At 62.5% G+C, this 20,028-nt stretch carries 19 protein-coding genes and 1 tRNA gene; 13 read left to right on the top strand and 7 right to left on the bottom strand.

The window, feature by feature from the left end; translation table 11 throughout:
* Nucleotides 1–55: 55 nt before the first annotated feature.
* Entirely contained in the window at nucleotides 56–355 is a 300-nt protein-coding gene (locus tag JJE66_RS04475; RefSeq protein ID WP_311979826.1) for a BrnA antitoxin family protein, read from the bottom strand.
* Nucleotides 315–632: a BrnT family toxin gene (locus tag JJE66_RS04470; protein ID WP_200512887.1), complete on the bottom strand. Its 318-nt coding sequence runs from the start codon at nucleotides 630–632 to the stop codon at nucleotides 315–317. Before JJE66_RS04470 ends, JJE66_RS04475 begins: the two co-directional genes overlap by 41 nt.
* 160 nt (nucleotides 633–792) lie before the next feature.
* On the opposite strand from JJE66_RS04470, the gene dnaG reads away from it, so the two are divergent.
* From dnaG to JJE66_RS04445, 5 genes are all read left to right on the top strand, one after another.
* Nucleotides 793–2,820, top strand: coding sequence for a DNA primase (gene dnaG / locus JJE66_RS04465; RefSeq protein WP_200515270.1), 2,028 nt, complete (start codon nucleotides 793–795; stop codon nucleotides 2,818–2,820).
* Nucleotides 2,821–3,193: 373 nt separating this feature from the next.
* Nucleotides 3,194–5,350, top strand: coding sequence for an RNA polymerase sigma factor RpoD (gene rpoD, locus JJE66_RS04460; protein WP_200512886.1), 2,157 nt, complete (start codon nucleotides 3,194–3,196; stop codon nucleotides 5,348–5,350).
* A gap of 280 nt (nucleotides 5,351–5,630) precedes the next feature.
* Entirely contained in the window at nucleotides 5,631–6,104 is a 474-nt protein-coding gene (locus JJE66_RS04455; protein WP_200512885.1) for a hypothetical protein, read from the top strand.
* A gap of 623 nt (nucleotides 6,105–6,727) precedes the next feature.
* On the top strand, nucleotides 6,728–7,108 hold the full coding sequence (locus JJE66_RS04450) for a thiol-disulfide oxidoreductase DCC family protein (RefSeq protein WP_200512884.1): 381 nt from the start codon (nucleotides 6,728–6,730) through the stop codon (nucleotides 7,106–7,108).
* 159 nt (nucleotides 7,109–7,267) lie between these two features.
* Complete coding sequence (locus JJE66_RS04445; RefSeq protein WP_200515269.1) at nucleotides 7,268–8,173, top strand: DUF817 domain-containing protein; 906 nt, start codon at nucleotides 7,268–7,270, stop codon at nucleotides 8,171–8,173.
* A 74-nt stretch (nucleotides 8,174–8,247) separates the two neighbouring features.
* On the opposite strand, the gene JJE66_RS04440 is transcribed toward JJE66_RS04445, so the two are convergent.
* The gene (locus JJE66_RS04440; protein WP_200512883.1) at nucleotides 8,248–8,484 is read right to left on the bottom strand and encodes a hypothetical protein; all 237 of its coding nucleotides are present in this window, start codon (nucleotides 8,482–8,484) and stop codon (nucleotides 8,248–8,250) included.
* A gap of 809 nt (nucleotides 8,485–9,293) precedes the next feature.
* Here JJE66_RS04440 and JJE66_RS04435 point away from each other — a divergent pair.
* Nucleotides 9,294–10,100 carry a lytic murein transglycosylase gene (locus tag JJE66_RS04435; RefSeq protein ID WP_409362823.1) on the top strand — a complete coding sequence of 269 codons (807 nt, stop codon included), beginning with the start codon at nucleotides 9,294–9,296 and terminating at the stop codon, nucleotides 10,098–10,100.
* A 37-nt stretch (nucleotides 10,101–10,137) separates the two neighbouring features.
* On the opposite strand, the gene JJE66_RS04430 is transcribed toward JJE66_RS04435, so the two are convergent.
* The gene (locus JJE66_RS04430) at nucleotides 10,138–10,980 is read right to left on the bottom strand and encodes an SDR family oxidoreductase (RefSeq protein ID WP_200512881.1); all 843 of its coding nucleotides are present in this window, start codon (nucleotides 10,978–10,980) and stop codon (nucleotides 10,138–10,140) included.
* Between the two features lie 127 nt (nucleotides 10,981–11,107).
* Between JJE66_RS04430 and JJE66_RS04425 the strand changes: the two genes are divergently transcribed.
* From JJE66_RS04425 to JJE66_RS04410, 4 genes are all read left to right on the top strand, one after another.
* Nucleotides 11,108–11,482 carry a response regulator gene (locus JJE66_RS04425; RefSeq protein ID WP_200512880.1) on the top strand — a complete coding sequence of 125 codons (375 nt, stop codon included), beginning with the start codon at nucleotides 11,108–11,110 and terminating at the stop codon, nucleotides 11,480–11,482.
* A gap of 90 nt (nucleotides 11,483–11,572) precedes the next feature.
* Nucleotides 11,573–12,184, top strand: a complete 612-nt coding sequence (locus JJE66_RS04420; protein WP_200512879.1) for a LysE family translocator — start codon at nucleotides 11,573–11,575, stop codon at nucleotides 12,182–12,184.
* Between the two features lie 586 nt (nucleotides 12,185–12,770).
* Entirely contained in the window at nucleotides 12,771–13,982 is a 1,212-nt protein-coding gene (locus tag JJE66_RS04415; RefSeq protein WP_200512878.1) for a GGDEF domain-containing protein, read from the top strand.
* 36 nt (nucleotides 13,983–14,018) lie between these two features.
* On the top strand, nucleotides 14,019–14,642 hold the full coding sequence (locus JJE66_RS04410; protein WP_200512877.1) for a peptidoglycan recognition family protein: 624 nt from the start codon (nucleotides 14,019–14,021) through the stop codon (nucleotides 14,640–14,642).
* A 171-nt stretch (nucleotides 14,643–14,813) separates the two neighbouring features.
* Here the strand turns inward: JJE66_RS04410 and JJE66_RS04405 are convergent, their stop codons facing one another.
* From JJE66_RS04405 to JJE66_RS04395, 3 genes are all read right to left on the bottom strand, one after another.
* Entirely contained in the window at nucleotides 14,814–15,155 is a 342-nt protein-coding gene (locus tag JJE66_RS04405) for a hypothetical protein (RefSeq protein ID WP_200512876.1), read from the bottom strand.
* Nucleotides 15,156–15,338: 183 nt separating this feature from the next.
* Entirely contained in the window at nucleotides 15,339–16,238 is a 900-nt protein-coding gene (gene rpoH / locus JJE66_RS04400) for an RNA polymerase sigma factor RpoH (RefSeq protein ID WP_200512875.1), read from the bottom strand.
* 219 nt (nucleotides 16,239–16,457) lie between these two features.
* Entirely contained in the window at nucleotides 16,458–17,465 is a 1,008-nt protein-coding gene (locus JJE66_RS04395; protein ID WP_200512874.1) for an RluA family pseudouridine synthase, read from the bottom strand.
* On the opposite strand from JJE66_RS04395, the gene JJE66_RS04390 reads away from it, so the two are divergent.
* The 3 genes from JJE66_RS04390 to JJE66_RS04380 all read left to right on the top strand — a co-directional run bounded on the left by JJE66_RS04390 (nucleotide 17,464) and on the right by JJE66_RS04380 (nucleotide 20,027).
* Entirely contained in the window at nucleotides 17,464–17,808 is a 345-nt protein-coding gene (locus JJE66_RS04390) for a hypothetical protein (RefSeq protein ID WP_200512873.1), read from the top strand. The genes JJE66_RS04395 and JJE66_RS04390 overlap by 2 nt on opposite strands.
* A 56-nt stretch (nucleotides 17,809–17,864) precedes the next feature.
* Nucleotides 17,865–17,939, top strand: a tRNA-Glu gene (locus JJE66_RS04385).
* A gap of 270 nt (nucleotides 17,940–18,209) precedes the next feature.
* Complete coding sequence (locus tag JJE66_RS04380; protein WP_200512872.1) at nucleotides 18,210–20,027, top strand: DEAD/DEAH box helicase; 1,818 nt, start codon at nucleotides 18,210–18,212, stop codon at nucleotides 20,025–20,027.
* Nucleotide 20,028: the final 1 nt, after the last annotated feature.

Below are 20,028 nucleotides of genomic sequence, written 5' to 3'. Positions count from 1 at the left end.
GAACCGGGCGGGGTTCAAGGCCTCTCTCCTGTCATTCCGGGGCGGGGCCCCTGAATCAGGCGCGCTTCTTCGGCTTGGACTTCTGCTGCATGTAGGAGCGCAGGACGGCATTCATGCGCCGTTGATAGCCCTCACCCTCGCGCTTGAAGAAATCGAGCACGTCTTCGTCGAGGCGGATGGAGATGGCTTTTTTCTTCGGCGGCATGACCAGGACGGCGTCCGACCAGTCGACGTCCTTGAATTCCGCCCAGTCAGGATCACTTGCGATCGAGGCTTCCAATTCCTCGTCCGTCATCGCATCGACACGGGCCCAATCAGTGTTTCCCTTGCGGCGATCGCCCCATCGACGCTTCACGATATGCTCTTTTTTCATCGGGCCTCGGCCGTCGCGCTGAAATGATGCGGATCGATTTGTTTCGTCGCGTAAAGATCACAGTCAGAATTTGATCGTTGAACTCTCCAATCGCGATCCATCGCTCCTCGTCGGCACAATCTGATGGTTTGATCACAATCGGGCCGTAGAAGATCTGACTAGCGTCATCAAAGCTGACGCCATGTTTGGCCAGATTGGCCCGGCCCTTCTCTTCGTCCCATTCAAACCCGGCAGGCGCGAGAGAGCTCAAATCCGGCATCAGTATCTCTGTATATACAATCGTATTTCTGGAATATCAAGCCTGTGGATATGGACGGAACATATGAGGAACATTAAATAAGCGATTGAAGCAAGGCAAGCGTTCGCCTTTCTGAGGTGGGCGCTTCATGCGGCCGAGCCTGACAGAGTTCCATTCCGCCATGCGCTTCACGCCCCAATTCCTCGACGAGCTGCGTGCCCGGCTTTCGGTCTCCGAAGTCGTGGGCAAGCGCGTCAAGCTGAAGAAGGCCGGGCGGGAGTGGAAGGGGCTGTCGCCGTTCCAGCAGGAGAAGTCGCCGTCGTTTTTCGTCAACGACCAGAAGGGGTTTTACCACGACTTCTCCTCCGGCAAGCACGGCGACATCATCAGCTTCGTGATGGAGACCGATGGCCTGCCGTTTGCCGAAGCCGTCGAGCGGCTCGCCAGCATGGCCGGCCTGCCGCTGCCGGCGGTGACGCCGGATGCGGCGCGACAGGAGCAGCGGCGTCGCACGCTGCATGACGTCATGGAGCTCGCCGCCAAATTCTTCGCCGAGACGCTGGCCTCGCGCGTCGGCGCCAAGGCGCGCGGCTATCTCGCCGACCGTGCGATCTCTCCGTCGACGCAATTGCAGTTCCGGCTCGGCTATGCGCCGCCACCGCCCGAGCGCTTCGCGCTGAAGGAGTATCTCGGCAAGCTCGGCGTTTCCGTCGAGGACATGATCGAAACCGGGCTCCTTGTCGCCGGCAACGACATCCCCGTGCCCTATGACCGCTTCCGCGATCGCGTGATGTTTCCGATCACGGATCTGCGTGGCCGCGTCATCGCCTTCGGCGGGCGCGCGCTGGAGAAGGACGTTCCGGCCAAATATTTGAATTCGCCGGAGACGCCGCTCTTCCACAAGGGCGACAATCTCTACAATCACCAGACCGCGCGCAAAGCCACCCATGACGGCAGCGCCCTGATCGTGGTCGAGGGCTATGTCGACGTCATCGCGATGGTCACTGCGGGTTTTGCCGGCAGCGTGGCGCCGCTCGGCACGGCGCTGACCGAGAACCAGCTCGCGCTGCTCTGGAAGATGGCGGACGAGCCGATCCTCTGCTTCGACGGCGACAAGGCCGGGCAGAAGGCGGCCTATCGCGCCGCCGATCTCGCGCTGCCATTCCTCGCGCCGGGCAAGAGCCTGCGCTTTGCGCTGCTGCCGGAAGGGCAGGACCCCGATGATCTCGCGCGCTCCGGCGGTCGCGGCGCGATCGAGGAGGTGATCGCGGCAGCGCGTCCGCTCGCCGACATGCTCTGGTCGCGCGAGCTCGAAGGCGGCAATTTTGCCACGCCTGAACGCCGCGCCGCGCTGGAAGCGCGCATCAGGGAGCTCTCCAACGGCATTCGCGACGAGGTGGTGCGCCGCTATTATCGCGAAGATCTCGCGCAGCGGCTTCAGCGCACCTTCTCGCCAGACAGCAACCGCGGCGGCTTTGCCGGCCGCGGCAATTTCCGCGGCAACGCCAGTCGCCCATTCCAGCCCCGCGGCGGGGGAAGTGCGAATCGATTCGGCAGCCAGGGATTTGGTGGGGGATTTGGGGGAGGCCGCCGCGGCTCGCCGGGGCCGACCCAGATTCCCTCCGGCCCCTACCAGGCCGCGAGCCCGCAGCTGGCGGCGAGCCCGATCATGCGGGGCCAGCGCAGCGCCATCTCCCGCCGGGAGGCCCTGATCCTGCAAAGCCTGATCAACCACCCCTGGCTGCTGCATGATCACCTCGAGGAGGTGGCTGCCCTGGAGTTCGCCCACCCCGAGGCCCACAAGCTCAGGGCAGGCATCATCGCCGCTTTCGCCAACGACCATCATCACTCGCCGGACCCCGGCGCGCAGGCCGAGAAGATGCGCGGCGACATCGAGAAGAGCGAATTTTCAAAGATTCTTCAAAGAGTTGAGGGTGGAATCACCACAGCGGCGGTGTGGGGGGCCCGGGAGGGTGCGGCACGGGACGACGTTCTTGCCACCTGGCATCAGCTCGTTGCCTTGCATCGGCAATACCATTCACTACTTAGAGAGCTGAAGGACGCCGAGCTGGCCTTGGGGGAGGACCCCAGCGAGGCCAATTTGGCGTGGTTGCGTGACGTGAAGGCCCGGCTGGCCGAGGTCGACGGCACCGAGGCCCTGATCGAGGGTTTTGGCGAGCTGTCGGGCCGGTTCCAGAAGAGCGTGTGATGAAAGAATCATGCGGACGGCCGGGACTGGAACCGCTAAAAGACTCGCCAAATCCAAGGTTTGGCGGCAAAAACAGGGTTAATCGAGGCTTAACGGTCTTGTAGCACTTTGGCCCCCAGGCGGCCGCAGGCAGAACAGACGCGTCAGGAATGAATCCGCGCAATAGCTGTTGGCACTTCACCTGCATCCGCTGCGACAAAGAGGCTCACGAAGCGTTAGGCAAATCCGGCGAGAGGAAGGTCGGGGTGGCGATATCTGTGCGCGCCGCCCTTTCCGTGTCGCGATCTGACGAAGCGAGAGCGTCGAGCAACAGGTTCAAGTGATTTCACGCGGGCGCGCGCGCGTCTGCATGAAACGCGTTTAGGAGCAATGGATGGCCACCAAGGCAAAGACGCTGCAGGCGAAGGACAAGGAAAAAGACGACAAGGCAGCGGATGCTCCCGAGAAGGATTCCCAGGACGCGCCCTCGCCGTTGCTCGATCTGTCCGACGCAGCAGTGAAGAAGATGATCAAGCAGGCCAAGAAGCGCGGCTTCGTGACCTTCGATCAGCTCAACGAAGTTTTGCCGTCCGACCAGACCTCGCCCGAGCAGATCGAGGACATCATGTCCATGCTCTCGGACATGGGCATCAACGTCACCGAAGCCGACGATTCTGAAGCCGAGGAAGACAAGGACGAAGGCGGCGAGGACGAGACCGACAACGAGCTCGTCGAGGTCACCCAGAAGGCCGTCACCGAGGTCAAGAAGAGCGAGCCGGGCGAGCGCACCGACGATCCCGTGCGCATGTATCTGCGCGAGATGGGCACGGTCGAGCTCTTGTCCCGCGAAGGCGAAATCGCGATCGCGAAGCGCATCGAGGCCGGCCGCGAGGCGATGATCGCGGGGCTCTGCGAAAGCCCGCTGACCTTCCAGGCCATCATCATCTGGCGCGACGAATTGAACGAAGGAAAGATCTTCCTTCGCGACATCATCGATCTCGAAGCGACCTATGCCGGCCCCGATGCCAAGGCCGGGATGAACACCGCGATGATCGCCGGTCCCAACGGCGAGAACGGCGGAGCCCCGGCCGAAGGCGGCCAGGCCGCAGCCGTCGTGGGCGCGCCCGCGCATGTCGCACCGCCCGCCGCACCGCCGTCGCCGACCCCGTTCCGCGCCGCGCAGCCCGGCGCCGCCAACGTCGAAGGCGAGAAGGATCCTGCGGAAGCCGCCGCCGAAGGCGACATGGACGACGACGACGAGTTCGAGAACCAGATGTCGCTTGCGGCCATCGAGGCCGAGCTCAAGCCGAAGGTCGTCGAGATCTTCGACAAGATCGCCGAGAGCTACAAGAAGCTGCGCAAGCTGCAAGAGCAGGACATCCAGAACCAGCTCGAGAGCACCTCGCATGGCCCCTCGCTGTCGCCGCACCAGGAGCGCAAATACCGCAAGCTCAAGGACGAGATCATCGTCGAGGTGAAGTCGCTGCGCCTGAACCAGGCGCGTATCGATTCACTCGTCGAGCAGCTCTACGACATCAACAAGCGCCTGGTCTCGCATGAGGGCCGCCTGATGCGTCTCGCCGACAGCCACGGCGTCGCGCGCGAAGATTTCCTGCGCAACTATCAGGGTTCGGAGCTCGATCCGCGCTGGCTCAACCGCGTCTCGAAGCTCTCGGCCAAGGGCTGGAAGAACTTCGTCCACCACGAGAAGGACCGCATCAAGGACCTCCGCCACGAGGTGCATCAGCTCGCGGCGCTGACGGGTCTCGAGATCGTCGAGTTCCGCAAGATCGTGCACTCCGTGCAGAAGGGCGAGCGCGAAGCCCGCCAGGCCAAGAAGGAGATGGTGGAAGCCAACCTCCGTCTCGTGATCTCGATTGCGAAAAAGTACACCAACCGCGGCCTGCAGTTCCTCGACCTGATTCAGGAAGGCAACATCGGCCTGATGAAAGCGGTCGACAAGTTCGAGTATCGCCGCGGCTACAAGTTCTCGACCTACGCCACGTGGTGGATCCGGCAGGCGATCACGCGCTCGATCGCCGACCAGGCCCGCACCATCCGCATCCCCGTGCACATGATCGAGACGATCAACAAGATCGTGCGCACGAGCCGCCAGATGCTCAACGAGATCGGCCGCGAGCCGACCCCGGAAGAGCTCGCCGAGAAGCTCGGCATGCCGCTTGAGAAGGTCCGCAAGGTCCTGAAGATCGCGAAAGAGCCGCTGTCGCTCGAAACCCCGGTCGGCGACGAAGAGGATTCACACCTCGGCGATTTCATCGAGGACAAGAACGCGATCCTGCCGATCGACGCCGCGATCCAGTCGAACCTGCGCGAGACCACGACGCGTGTGCTCGCCTCGCTCACCCCGCGCGAAGAGCGCGTCCTGCGCATGCGCTTCGGCATCGGCATGAACACCGACCACACGCTGGAAGAAGTAGGGCAGCAGTTCTCGGTGACGAGAGAGCGTATTCGCCAGATCGAAGCCAAGGCGCTGCGGAAGCTGAAGCATCCGTCGCGGTCAAGGAAGCTGCGGTCGTTCCTCGACAATTAAATTCGGATCGTCGAGTCGATCCATCCAAACAAAAACGGCAGGCTATATGGCCTGCCGTTTTTTTGCATCTGGCTGTCTGACGAACAGATTGTTCGCCGGACGAGGGCGTGTACTCATAAACGGTCGAATGAGAAGTCCCCCTAACAAGGCAAAGCGGACCAGATAGGTTATTGCGAGTATTGCCGCTTCTGGACCCATTGCGGACTAAAGCAAATTGCGCGATCTACGCCTTCGAGGTACATCAGGAAGGTTGCCCCTTCTTTGGCGCGAGTTGTCAGGAATGTTAGCTACGACTGATTTGGCTTTTCTTAGCACGCTCGAAAACTGGCTGCGCTCTCGTCCGGAAATCCTTGTGATGATCCGTTATTCAGCGGCAGCCGGAAGGAAAGAGTTTGAGTTCTTTTCCTCGTATGAATCTCTCGCTAGACTGCTCAACCAGCTACCGCCAATCACGTCGATCATCGCGTTTCGCGAGCCACAGCTTCCACTGCGAGGACTTGCAGACGCGCATTTCATCGCGACTTGCTTGAGTTCTCTTTCAGATAATTCGGAATTCCTGGTGGTGGAGACACAGGGAAGAGATAGATATTGGGCCGCTGGGGAAACCCACACCGAATTGCGCGACGAGTTGCAGGAGTTGATGGGCCGTCCAGTCGCCGTTGGGCCGTACCCGCCTTGGCTTGTTGACAACGATGAGGTGATCTCCGCTGTCGTGCCGGACGACGACGGCGTCGTTGAACGCGGTGTCTATTGAGCGCCGATCACGCTTATGCCTGATGCTGATGGGTGAGTGGCTTCCGCTCGTGGCCCTCAGCCGACCAAGGTGAGCCCGTTACAAACGTCGGCTATTGGTCGCAGACCGGAAGTCCCACCGCGCTTGCGCTGAGCGCTGCTTTTGACCCATAACGGACAATCGATGAGCATCTCGTCGAGAGTCGGCACATTTTCTGGGGTCGCCAATCCGTTCTCTCGCGGCGTGGGGGTACCGGCCTGTTTCGACCAACGGTGGGCTAGTTTCATTCTAGCGGCGGCTTAAGCTCCATCTCCGCCGCCGCCCATCCCCGGCAGATCGCTGCCACCGTTGTCTGTCCGATCTCGTGACGTCTTCGTGCCCTGCCGAACCGCAAAGCCGATAAACCCGACAAGAGCTATGAGGGCGAGGAGTGGTCCTATCCAATTTGGCATCAGCTTCTCCCGTTAGACCGCCTCAGTTGGCGACCTCTTTTATATCATCCTAAGCGTGCAATGTGGCCTGTTGGCCCAAAACGGACATGGTCACCCGGTGATGTCTGCTTTTTGCGGGTAAGCCGACATGCGGATTTAGAGTACATGCCCTAATACTTGCATTTCGCTCCGCCGAGCAGCGAAAGGTCACCCATGTCCGCGCCTAACCTCACCATCTACTACAACACCCGCTGCCCCGTCTGCGACGCCGGCATCGACTGGCAGCGCAACAAGCTGCTGGCGCTGGTGCGTGCGGGCACGGTCGAATTCAGGGACATCAACGAGCAGCCCGATGCGCTGGCGCAGTCTGGCGCTTCGCTCGACGATATCAGGCGCCGCCTGCATGCGACCGATGAGGCCGGCCGGCTCATCGTTGGTGCGGATGTCGCGATTGCGCTGTGGCGGCTGACGCCCGGCGAGGGGTGGCTCGCAGCGCTGTTCGGCAATCGCGTGGCGCTGCCGTTCACGCGGTTTGTCTACGACCGTTTTGCCGATCTGCTGTTTGCCTGGAACAAATGGTGCGGGCGCTGGTGAGCGCCTGCTAGTGTCGGCCTACTTCTCCTTCGCTCCCCCCTTTCGATCCATCCCATCCCTTTATTTGTCATTTTTTGACCGCGATCGCCCACCACGGTTCCCATCGTGCATCACGCTTCCGATCAATCGCCCCCGCCCGACGAGACCGCGATCGGCATCATGCCGGCGAGTGCCGCCGCGACTTGGCCGCCACTCCGCCGTTTCATCGTCCGCGAACGGCGCCTTGGGCGCATCATGGCACGCCGCCGATCGACGGCGGCCCTTTATGAATTCCTTCGCTTCGGCATCAAGCAGGGCTGGGCCTGCCTGTTCGGCGGCATTGCGGTTGCGCTGATGATTGCGACCTGGCGCTACTATCCCGCAACCGCGCCGCTGGCGCGTTACGATTTCCTGTTTCTCTGCATGATCGTCGTCCAGGTCATCCTGCTCGGGACGCGCCTGGAGACGCTGGATGAGGCGAAAATCATCTTGATCTACCATGTCGTCGGCACGGTGATGGAGATCTTCAAGACGTCGGTCGGCTCCTGGATTTATCCCGAGCCGAGCTTCTTCCGGATTGCCGGCGTGCCGCTGTTCACCGGGTTCATGTATTCATGCATCGGCAGCTATCTCTGCCGCGTGTGGCGGTTGTTCGATTTCCGCTTCGATCGGCATCCGCCGCGCTGGGCGCTCGTTGCGCTGAGCATCGCGATCTACGCCAACTTTTTCACCCATCACTACGTGCCGGACCTGCGGATTGTCCTGTTTGCCGCGGCCGCGCTGCTGTTCGCGCGCACGACGATCTATTTCAAAGTCTGGGACAATTACCGTTCGATGCCGCTTCTGCTCGGTCTCGCGCTGGTGACGCTGTTCATCTGGTTCGCCGAGAATATCGGCACCTTCACCAAGACGTGGCTCTATCCGTCGCAGCAGCAGGGATGGGCGATGGTTTCGCCGGCCAAATTCGGCTCGTGGTTCCTGCTGCTCATCATCAGCTACACGCTGGTGAGCCTGATCAACACGCCGCGTGTTTTGGCCGGATCGCGAAGGACGACTCCGGTCATGCCCGAGTTGGAAGCAGTCTAGTTCGGTCGGGCCAGCGGCCTCGCTCACGCAGAAGCACGAGCATCGCCGGCGCACGAGGGGCAATGCTTATGGCGTTACTTCTTCTTCGCCGCGACCCGATCGAGGCTCTTGATCTCCAGCGGCGGGCGGCCGGACTTTTCGGCGATCTCGCGGTCCTGCTCCATGATGAAGCCACGGGCCGGCTCGTCGCCGTCGAGCCCGCCAAGGAGCTCGGCCGGCACGCGCCGGTTGGAGCGCTGGGAGCCGTCTTCATAGAAGACGTTGAAAAAGGCGAATTCGCCCTTGGGATTGGTACCGGGTTTTTTGGCCATGGCGGGCTTGTCGTCGATAAGACGGCCGCAGTCAAATGACTTCGCGCGGTTGTCGACATTGGCGTCGCGGCCGAAGCTTCGGCGGAGCTGGCCGTGCAACCGTCTGATTGGGCTTGTTTTCCGGGGAGAGCTGCGGCCTGGAGCCTGCGAGCGGCCCTTCACCTCAATAAACGGCGGGCCGCAAAGCCCGCCGTTTATTTTTGGTCTTCAGCGTCGCCCGGGGCTGGCAGGGCAACAACCTAGAATAGAAGGCTATAGCGGGCGCCTTGCCATGGCAAGGTAAATCGTCGTGTCGCCGGTTGTCGCAGCAAGCGCATCAGATATGCAGGTGACGTCATCGCGGTTCCCGCAATTTCGAAAAAGCAAATGCTTGGATCATCGAAGCAGTTCGTTCATCTTGCCCGGTTCTCGCAATGCAGCGAGAACGCGCGCGGGTCGCCGGGATTGAGCGGCAGGAGGCCTGCGAGCACGCGTAGCGGGATGTCGGTGTCGTCGGACATGATGGTGGTTCGCGCTGCGCTCTCCGGATGGGCGCGGGCAGGCGTCGACCCCGGAGTCTGCGATGTTGGTACCATACCCCTGTTTTGCCCGACGGGTCAACCATGATTCGGAAAAATCGTAAGAGAGCGTCGCGGCGCTCCTACTGTGCATGGGGTTGATTTACGGTTTTTGTTTTGGCGCAGTTAATCGCGGATACCGATATGATCGGTGCTGTGTCGCTTTGACCCGAATCCCGTTCCCGGGCATGATCGCGCGCGCTTTCGCGGTCTATTGCATGAGGATTTTTTCGTATGTTGAGATTCGCCTTGATGGTCGGACGAGGCTTCGCCATCGCCTTCATCCTCTCGCTCGCCGGCGGGTCGGCTGAGGCCGCGCGTTGCGGCGGCGACTTCAACAGCTTCGTCGCCGGCATGGCGGCGGAAGCGCAAGCCGCAGGCGTCTCGGCGGGCGTGACCAGTGCGGCGTTCAGCGGCATCACCCAGGACGGCGCCGTGCTCGCCTTCGACCGGCGCCAGCGCTACACCTTCAACAAGACTTTTGAGCAGTATGTCTCGACCCGCGTTGGCCCCGGCCGCATCAATGGCGGGCGTGCGTTGCTCCAGCGTCATGCCGCGCTGCTGTCGCGCATCGAACAGCAGTTCGGCGTGCCCCGGCAGATCCTGGTCGCGATCTGGGGGCTGGAGAGCGATTTCGGCAAGGGCGACATGGGCAAGCTGCCGGTGATCCGCACGCTTGCGACGCTTGCGCATGATTGCCGCCGCACCGAGCTGTTCCAGGGCGAGCTGCTCGCTGCCCTCAAGATCGTGCAGCGCGGCGACCTGCCGCTGCGCGACCTCATCGGCGCCTATGCCGGCGAGATCGGCCAGACCCAGTTCCTGCCGTCGTCCTACATCAAATACGGTGTCGATTTCGACGGCGACGGCCACGTCGACCTCCGCCACAGCGCCGCCGACGTGCTCGCCTCGACCGCAAACCTGCTGCACACCAACGGCTTCAAGATGGGCCAGCCCTACGGTGAGGGCACACCCAATTTCGATGCGATGCGCGAGTGGAACAGGGCGGTAATCTACCGCAAGACGATCGGGTACTTTGCGGACCGGCTGGCGAGGCAGTGACTTTACCCTCCAGAGGAGGGTGGAAGAGTAGGCGCACTCACTTCCCCTTCGCCATCTTCTCCAGCTTCCGCTGCAACGGCGCCCAGTACGTCCCGGGGCGGAAGCGCTGCAAGACGTCCATGAAGCGGGCGTCGTTGCCGATCAGGATGCGCGGCTCGTTTCGCTCGATACCCTTGATGATGCGCAGCGCGGCGTCCTTCGGCGTGGTCCGCGCCGCGGTCTCGAACCGGTCGATCATCTGCGCGCGGCGCGCATTGTCGGTGACGCCGGTGCCGGTGCGGGAGCTGCGCGCGATCGCCGTGGCGACGCCGCCGGGATGCACCACCGACAGTCTGACGGGGCTGCCGGCGATCGCGAGCTCATGGCGCACGCTCTCGGAGAAGCCGCGCACCGCGAATTTGGCCGCCGCATAGGCCGACTGTCCGGGCGGCGCGATGATGCCGAAGATCGACGAGACGTTGACGATATGCGCCTCAGACCTTGTCTTCAGGTGCGGCAGGAAGGCGCGGGTGCCGTGCACCACACCCCAGAAATTGATGTCGAACAGCCAGTCCATCTGCGCCTGGTCGATCTCCTCGAATTGCCCGAGCAGCGCCACGCCGGCATTGTTGACGAGGATGCCGAGCGCGGGATGCGCCGCGATCGCTTCGCGCGCGAATTGCGCGATCTCGGCAGGCTCGCTGACATCGACGCGATGCACGCTGACCTTGCGCGCTTTGTCGCTTCCTTGGCCGATCTCGGCAGCGAGGCTCTTCAGCCCGGCCTCGTCGCGGTCGGCCAGCGCGAGGTCGCAGCCGCGGCTTGCGAGTTCGATGGCGAGCGCGCGGCCAATGCCGCTCGCCGCTCCCGTAATGGCGGCAGCGCCGCGAATCGCCGTCATGGATTCCCCCGTCAAGCCTCAGATAAGGAACTATGAGCTACATTTTTTCAGGATGGAACCGAACCGTATGCGAACTCGCTCCTTAACACACGTTAGCTGGACGAGGCGGCAGCATTGGGAGCCACCGATGGGACAATTAGAACCATTTACGGCAATAGCACTCGTCGTTGAAGATGACGCCATGCAGCGGGAGATGCTTTGTCTCCTGCTTGAAGAGAGCGGCTATCAGGTCATTCAGTGCGAAAGCGCGGAAGCCGCCGAGCTTGTGCTGGAGAAGAATGCCGGCGCACTTTGCCTGATGCTGACCGATGTGCAGCTTGCGGGCCGCATGAACGGCGTCGAGCTCGCGCACGTCGCCAGGGACCGCAATCCGAAGCTCGACGTCGTCGTCACCTCGGGCCGCCCCCTGATGCAGCCCTTGCCCGATGGCGCGAAATTCTGGGCCAAGCCGTGGGCGCCGCTCGACGTCCTGCGCGAGGCCGAGATCGCGCAGCTGAACTAAAGCGCGTTCGCGCCTTGGTTCTTGCTCGACCGGGCGACGCTGACCGTGTCGTGACTTCTCCGGGCCGGGCAGAGATGTTAGGGACAGGACATGTCCTGGTCTTTCCTGCTCACCTCGCTGATCGTCGTCGTGTCCCCCGGGACCGGCGTGCTTTACACGCTGGCTGCGGCGCTCACGCGCGGCTCCCGCGCCAGTGTGGCCGCCGCCTTCGGCTGTACGCTCGGGATCGTGCCACACATGATTGCGGCGATGCTGGGCCTCGCGGCTGTGCTCCACACCAGCGCGCTGGCCTTTGCGGCGCTGAAATGGTGCGGCGTCGTCTATCTGCTCTACATGTCCTGGCAGGCGCTGCGAGAGACGGGGACCCTTGCCGTCGACGGCGAGATCAAGGAGCGCTCGAGCGGCCGGGTCATCGTCACCGGCGTCCTGATCAACATCCTCAACCCAAAGCTCTCGATCTTCTTCCTCGCCTTCCTGCCGCAGTTCGTCGCGGCGGACGAAGCCCATGCGCTGGCGCGGATGCTGGAATTGAGCGGCGCCTTCATGGCGATGACCTTTGCCGTGTTCGTCGTCTATGGTCTCTGCGCGGCCTCGGTGCGCGAGCGCGTCATCTCCCGTCCGGCCGTGATGGGCTGGCTGCGCCGCTCCTTTGCCGCCGGCTTTGCTCTGTTAGGTGCCAAGTTGGCGTTTGCCGAACGTTAGCCAAAAAAAAGCGGGCCTCGCGCCCGCCGTTTTCAATCTCTCAAGCTGACCCAACGCCCGGGCGGAGCCAGGCTCCACCCGGACGAACAAAAAGAAGCAGCGTTACTTCTTCTTCGCAGCCTTCTTGGCCTTCTTCTTCGTCGCCTTCTTCGCCTTCTTCGCTTTCTTAGCCATAGTATCCTCTCAAGGGTTCATGGTTAAACGCGACACGAGGGATGCTCGGCGGAGGGCCAGCCTCGCAACATCCTCGGTGACGAACTCAGCAGATTCGCAGGTCTATGCCCCGCGCTGTCACATCTGTGTCATTACGTTATCCACAGCTCAGATGCATTTTCGGGTGATTTTTGGACGCGAATCCGCATCGCGATGCATGCACTGCGACAGTGCATGGACGCGGCGTGCCTAACGATCTGATAACCGAGACGCGCCGTTCATGAATCCAAAACCAAAGGCGTGCTTTCGACGATCTCAGTGAGGTTCCGTTAAGCGCAACCCGCGCATGATCCTCCGCAAGAACACGGGGACGGGTCATGGACAAACTTCTGCCAGCAAATGGGGGCGGGACGCTGCGCGTGGTGCAGGCGTCATGCTGAACGTGCCGACGCTTTGGATAGTCTTCGTCGTCAACTTCTCGGCGCTCGGCCTGATTTGGGCCTATGTGACGCGCTCCTATCCGAAATTCGAGGCAGCGCGATACTGGATGGCATCGGCGTTCGTCGGCGCGGCCGGCGCGATGACCGCTCTGGTCCGCATGTTCGTCACGTCTCCTGCGCCGCTTCTGTTCGGGGCCGCCGGCATCATCGCGGCGAGCTGCCTCGCCGCCATGGGCATCCAGCGCTTCTATGGTCGGCCGGTGTCCTGGCGCGCCATGATTACGACGAGCGTCTTCAGCCTCGGCGGCACGCTGTTCTTCCTGGTCGTCTTCGACCACATGCAGCTCCGCATGCTCAGCTATACGCTTGGTCAGTCCGTTCCGCTGCTGCTGGCGTTGCGCCTTCTGATGTCGCCGCAGGGAGGGCGCGTCAGTCCCGGCGCCTGGCTCGCCAGCATCGTCATCATCACCATCATCGCGATCTTCGTGGCCCGCGCGATCGGCAATCTGCTCGGCGGCGATTTCTCGGCGGTGGCCGGCAGCCAGAGCCATGCCGTCATGGTGCTCGGGCTGCTGTTCCTGTCGATGACTCTCAATTTCGGCTTCCTGCTGATGGCGATGGATCGGCTGCGCAACGAGGTCGCCGATCTCGCGCTGCTCGACGATCTCACGGGTGTCGCCAACCGCCGCCATCTGCTGCAGCGGCTGTCCGAGGAATGCGCCCGTTCGGAGCGCAGCGGCGAGCCATTCTCGCTGCTGGTGATCGATCTCGACGGCTTCAAGGCCATCAATGATACTCATGGCCATGCCGCGGGCGATGCCTGCCTCAAGCACTTCACCCTAATGGCGCAGACGCGGCTCAGGCCGGGCGACATGCTCGCCCGCACCGGCGGCGACGAGTTCTGCGTGGTGCTGCCGTCCTCCTCCATGCGCGAAGGAGCGCTGATCGCCCGTCGCGTGCTCGAGGTCTGTCGTCAAGATGCCGCCGGCTGCTCTGGTAACGACATCCCGATCTCGATCTCGATCGGGGTTGCGGAATGGGACCACGGCATCGGCCAATTCCCGGACCGGTTGATCGCCCACGCCGACCATGCCCTCTACGCCGCCAAGAAGAACGGCAAGAATGATTTTGCGATCTATGATCCGGCCCCATCGCTGTCGCCCGGGGCGCTCGGTTCGAACGAGGCCGCGCGCAAATTCGCGTAGGTCCTGCTAAGTTGGGTCCGTTGTTGGACCCCTGTGATGATGTCTCGCCTGTTCGCGGCCGTTTTCGCCGCATTCGCCCTGATCGCGCCCGCCGCCGCAATGGATGCCGAGCTTGCAAAGCTCGCGCGCAGCACCGGCACGCCCGACATTCCCGGCCTGAAAATCGTCTGGCTCGCGCCATGGGGCGATGTCCGTGACGCCCATCCCTGGCGCAACATCATCGTGCACCAGACCGAAGGGCCGGCGGGCTCGGCGCGTGGCGGCGCGCAAGAGCAGTCCAGGAATCCCACCCGGCGCGGCGTGATGGTCTGGGTCGAGACTGACGGCACCGTTTACTGGTCGGTCGCGGACAATCTGGTGCCGACCCATACCGACGGCGCCAACCGCAACGACAACAAGTACATCGACAACACGGCCACCTTTCATCAGGTGGTGCGCGACAATTCGATCGGCGTCGAGTTCGCCGGCAATTATCCCGACGTCACGATCGGCCCGACCACAGCGCAGGTCGCGGCCTGGAAGGTCCTGGTCCAGGTCCTGCGCGCGCGTTACGGCATTCCGCTCGATCACGTCTATGCCCACAACTGGATCGACTACAAGGATGCCCGCTATTGCGAAGGCTGCTGGCTCGCAACGCTGGCAAGGATTTGGGGGGAGTAGGAGGTGCACTCCCTCGCCCCGCTTGCGGGGAGAGGATTGGGGTGAGGGGGAGTCTCCGCAGGGATGGTGGGAGTTGGACTCGCGGAGAGTCCCCCTCACCCGAATTTGCGCTTTGCGCAGATTCGACCTCTCCCCGCAAGCGCGGCGAGGTGAAGAAGAGGCGCCGTGACCCTACACCGGCTGCGCCATCCAGCCGAACAAGCGCCGGATCAATCCCGGCTGCTCCGGCAATTCCGGCGGCCCGTCCGCGGCCAGCACGCGTTTGAAGAAGTAATCCAGAAAGACCATGTCGTTCGGCTCGGTGACGGTGAATTTTTCCTCGCCGAAATACACGCTGTAATTAAAGAAGAACGGCCCCATGATCGGGATCGTGGCAGTCGAGGCATAGTCCTTGGAGATCACGAACTCCGATGGGTCGAGGCCGTGGTCGCGCATGGTCTGCTCGACCAGCGGCAGCTTGCGCATGAACTGGGCGGAAAAGCCGCCGACGGTGGATTGCAGGATGATCGACACGGGTGCGTGTCCGTTCTCTGGATGTGGCCCGATAGTCTTGGGTCGGTCGACCCGTCAGGTGCGTTCAATGTGCCCCGCCGGTGTTTCCGCCAAAATGCTGCAGCTCACACACAAACAAAAAAGCCGGCGTTGCCGCCGGCTTCCTTGTCGATCCGCCAATTCCTGGCGCGGAAAAGCTTGCGCTCAGAGCGCGGCTTCCAGCGCGGCCTGTTCGGCCTTTGCAATCGTGCCCTTGACCGCGGACTGCACCTTCTCGAAGGCGCGGACCTCGATCTGGCGGACGCGCTCGCGCGACACGCCGAACTCGGCGGCAAGGTCTTCCAGCGTCATCGGGTCGTCCGCAAGGCGGCGGGCCTCGAAGATGCGGCGTTCGCGAGCATTGAGCACGCCCATGGCGCCGTTCAGCGCGTCACGGCGGTGATCATACTCCTCGTGCTCCGCCATCAAGGCTTCCTGGTTGGGCGTATTGTCGACCAGCCAGTCCTGCCATTCGCCGGCTTCGCCGTCGTCGCGGATCGGTGCGTTGAGCGACGCGTCGCCACCGAGGCGGCGGTTCATGTCGATCACGTCCTGATCGGTGACGCCGAGGCGCTTGGCAATGATCTTCACCTGGTCGGGGCGGAGATCGCCTTCGTCCAGCGCGTTGATCTTGCTCTTCGCCTTGCGCAGGTTGAAGAACAGCTTCTTCTGATTCGCAGTGGTGCCCATCTTCACGAGCGACCAGGAACGCAGGATGTACTCTTGAATCGACGCCTTGATCCACCACATCGCGTAGGTGGCGAGACGGAAGCCCTTCTCGGGCTCGAAACGCTTCACCGCCTGCATCAGGCCGACATTGCCTTCCGAGACGACCTCGGAGATCGGCAAGCCGTAGCCGCGATAGCCCATGGCGATCTTGGCCACGAGCCGGAGATGGCTGGTGACGAGTTGGTGTGCAGCGTCGCGATCATCGTGTTCGCGCCAACGCTTGGCGAGCATGTATTCCTGCTGGGGTTCCAGCATCGGGAACTTGCGGATTTCGCCGAGGTAGCGGGAAAGGCCGGATTCTCCATTAAGGACCGGCAGTGCAGCGGTACGGGCCATTGTTAGCCCCTCCAAAGGTTCAGGCCCCCGATAGCGGCGGGCCAGGCAGACGACCGCTTGGTTAAAGCCGATCGTAGCTGCGATGTTCCGCGTTGGTCATTTCCAACGCAGGCGCAATATACGCCATGGAGGGGCAAAAAGGGAAGGATTGCTGACGTCACGTCCCCGTGTGGCAGCTATAACTTTTTGTAAGGTAAGGGTTTTCTCAAAGCCCCTGCGTCATAGCGCCGCTTTCAGAGCGCCTTCAAGGAGAAGCAAATCCTCCGGCAGGCTCGCCTCCCAGTGGAGTAATTCTCCAGTCCTCGGGTGCTCCAATACCAGAAGGTAGGCATGCAAAGCCTGCCGGCCGAGGACGGTCAGGGCGGCCTGCGATTCCGGGCCCAGCTGGTTCGCCTTGGTCTTGAAATGCGGGCCATAGACCGCGTCGCCCATCAGCGGGTGGCCGATATGGGCGAGGTGGACGCGGATCTGGTGGGTGCGGCCGGTCTCGAGCTCGCAGGCCAGCAGCCCCGCGATCGGTTTGCCGTCGCGCCCGGCAAAACTCTCCAAAAGCTCCCAATGCGTCACCGCTTCGCGGCCGCCCTGGCGCACCGCCATCTTCTCCCGCGCATGCGGGTGGCGATCGATCGGCGCATCCACCGTGCCGCGATGGCGGCCCGGCAGCCCCCAGGCAAAGGCCATATAGCCGCGCCGCATTGATCCAGTGCGGCCGTGGTCGGCGAATTGCGCGGTCAGCGAGGCGTGCGCGAGGTCGTTCTTGGCGACCACCATCAGCCCGGTGGTGTCCTTGTCCAGCCGGTGCACGATGCCGGGCCGGCGCACCCCGCCGATCCCCGACAGCGAGGTGCCGCAATGGGCGATCAGCGCGTTCACCAGCGTGCCGGTCTCGTGGCCGGCCGCGGGGTGCACCACCAGCCCCTTCGGTTTGTTGATGACGATGATGTCGTCGTCCTCGAACACGATATCGAGGGCGATATCCTCGCCTTTCGGCTCCGGCGGGGCCGCCTCCGGCACGTCGATTATGATCGTATCGCCGGAGGCGACGTGATAAGCGGGGTCGCGGACCGGGGCGCCCCTGTGGCTCACCGCGCCCGCCAGAATCAGGGCTTTCAGCCTTGATCGCGACAGCTCGGGAAGGCGCGCCGCCAGCACGCGGTCGAGCCGGGTCGAGCCCTCGTCGCCTTCGACCACGACCTCCAACCTTTGCGCTGAACCTGAGCTTTCCATGACGATTTCTGATACCGCTGTTCCCGATCCGAGCCCCGAGCAGGCCGCGCTGTTTGCGCGGGTGCGGCGGATGATGCTGATCGCGGGGTTGACCACGGCGCTGGCCATCTGCGCCATGCTGATCGCGGTGGGCTACCGCCTTTTCAAGTCGGAGGGAAGGGCGGCCGAACCCGTGGGCGACGTCACCGCCACCCTGCCGAAGGGCGCCAAAATCGTCTCCACCGGCGTGGCCGGCGACCGCCTCGTGGTGACGCTGGATATCGGCGGGGTCACCGAGATCCGCACCTTCGACGCCCATACGCTGAAACCGGCCGGAAAGCTGAAATTTGGCAATGAGCCGTAAAAGGCAGGTTCAGTCCTTGCGGCGGACAAATTTCGAGGTTATTGGCTAGCCCTCACGCTCCCTTCGTCTAGCGGTTAGGACGCGGCCCTCTCAAGGCTGAAACAGGGGTTCGATTCCCCTAGGGAGCGCCACGCAAATCTTAAGCCCGAAAATCTTAAGCCATTGAAAAGTTGGACACTCTAAGCAACCATGTGAGCTTGGAGAGGCCGCCCTGCTACACACTCGTAGCCCGCAAGGTGGTCAGCAATGGCGACTTCGAACGACATGCATCGGCGTTCGTCCGGCAACGCGTTTCGCAACAGGCCGCCTGAAGCGCCGGTCGGAAAGTCCGCGCCCGCTCGCGATGAACCGAGCGCCGCAGCAGCTGATGTCTTGGCAGAGTTCAACCTCGCGGCCGTGACATGGCAATCCTGATCCCAAGCCTGGGTTTTGCTCGCTTCGACACCCGCGGCGAGCTGCGACTCGCGGAGCGCCTCAAGGACTTCCTCGAAGAGAACGCTGTCGTCTGGCACAACCTCCCGGTAGGCCCTCAAAGCCGGCATCCGGACTTCATCATCGTTCATCCAGCGAACGGCCTGCTCGTGCTTGAGGTGAAGGACTGGCGCCTGGAGTCGATCGTGTCGGCCGACAAAGCAAAGGTCGAGTTGTTGACGAGCCGTGGCATCGTGCGCGAGATCAGTCCCCTGGAGCAGGCTCGCAAGTATACGTTCGACGTCGTGCGCACGCTGGAGCGGGATGGGCAATTGCTGTTTCCGGCCGGCCACCGCTTGATGGGCCGACCGATTCTTCCGTTCGGCTTCGGGGCCGTATTCACGAACATCACGCGCAAGCAGTTCGATCAGACCCATCTCAAGGAGGTGTTCGCCGAGCATCTATGCATGTTCAAGGACGAAATGACGGAAGGGGCCGACCCCGAAGAATTCCGGTCCAGATTGTGGCGCATGGTTCATCCGCGTCTCGGAGAGCCGCTGTCCATGCCGCAGTTCGACCGGTTGCGTGCGCTGCTCTTTCCTGAAATCCGCATACGCCAGATTGCCCTGCCTCTGGACGAACCGGTGGCGCCCGATCCATCCGACCGGACGCTTGCGGTCATGGACATGCATCAGGAGCAGATCGCGCGCAGCTTGGGAGAGGGGCACCGAATCATTCGCGGCGTCGCCGGATCGGGCAAGACGCTGATCCTTGCCTTTCGCGCCGAATATCTGGCGCGTGCGGCGACAAAGCCGGTGCTGATCCTGTGCTACGCCAACGGCATCGCCGGGCGACTCGAGGATGCCATGCAGAATCGCGGCGTGGAGGATCGTGTTCAGGTCCTTACCTTTCATGCTTGGTGTTACCGGATGCTGCGGACTTACGGGATTGCCGTGCCATCCGAGCGGGAATATCCGGACTATGCCATACGACTGGCTGCGAGCGTTTCGGAGGTCATGAAGGCTGTAGATCAGGGGCATATCCCAGCGGAACAGTATGACGCCGTTCTGATCGACGAGGCACACGATTTCGAGCCGCAATGGCTCGCGCTCGCGGCCAGGATGGTGAACCCGCGCACGAAGGCGTTGATGGTCGTCTATGACGATATCCAGGCCATCTACAAGGGACGAGAGCGCCCGGTGTGGAAGCAACTCGGAATTGAAGCGACGGGCAGAACGACCGTACTGAAAGTCAATTACCGCAACACGGCCCAAATCGTTGCCTTCGCAAGACGCTTCGCTTCGGACGTTATTGGCGCTCCGGGCACGACGGCCGGCGACGAACACGCTATCCTGTTGCCCGAAGATGCCGGTCGACAGGGGCTGGAGCCAGACGTGCGGCGGTGCGTGAGCATCGATGCAGAAGCTCACTGTGTCGCCGAGTGGTTTCTCGACCGGAAAAAGGCTGGATACGAGTGGTCGCAAATGGCGTGCCTTTACCCGGAGCATTGGATCGGGGGGCGAGTCGCACAGATACTCGCCAGGCATGATGCGCCGATCGATGTGGCCAAAGACAATCGGAACAGGGTTTCGACCAAGCAAGTGGCCGTACGGTTTTTGAGCATGCACAGTGCCAAAGGGCTCGAGTTTCCGTGCGTCGCAATTGCAGGCTTGGGCTTTCTCGGCCGCCACGGCGAGACGGTCGAGGAATGTGTTCGCCTGACCTACGTTGGGGTTACCCGGGCGACTCACGAGGCGCTGTTGACGTACTCGAGTGAGTCGGCGCTGGTGCAGCGGTTGATCGCGTAGC

The organism is Bradyrhizobium diazoefficiens, assembly GCF_016612535.1.
Taxonomy (GTDB): Bacteria; Pseudomonadota; Alphaproteobacteria; order Rhizobiales; family Xanthobacteraceae; genus Bradyrhizobium; species Bradyrhizobium diazoefficiens_C.
This window is presented reverse-complemented; position numbering and strand designations above follow the sequence as displayed.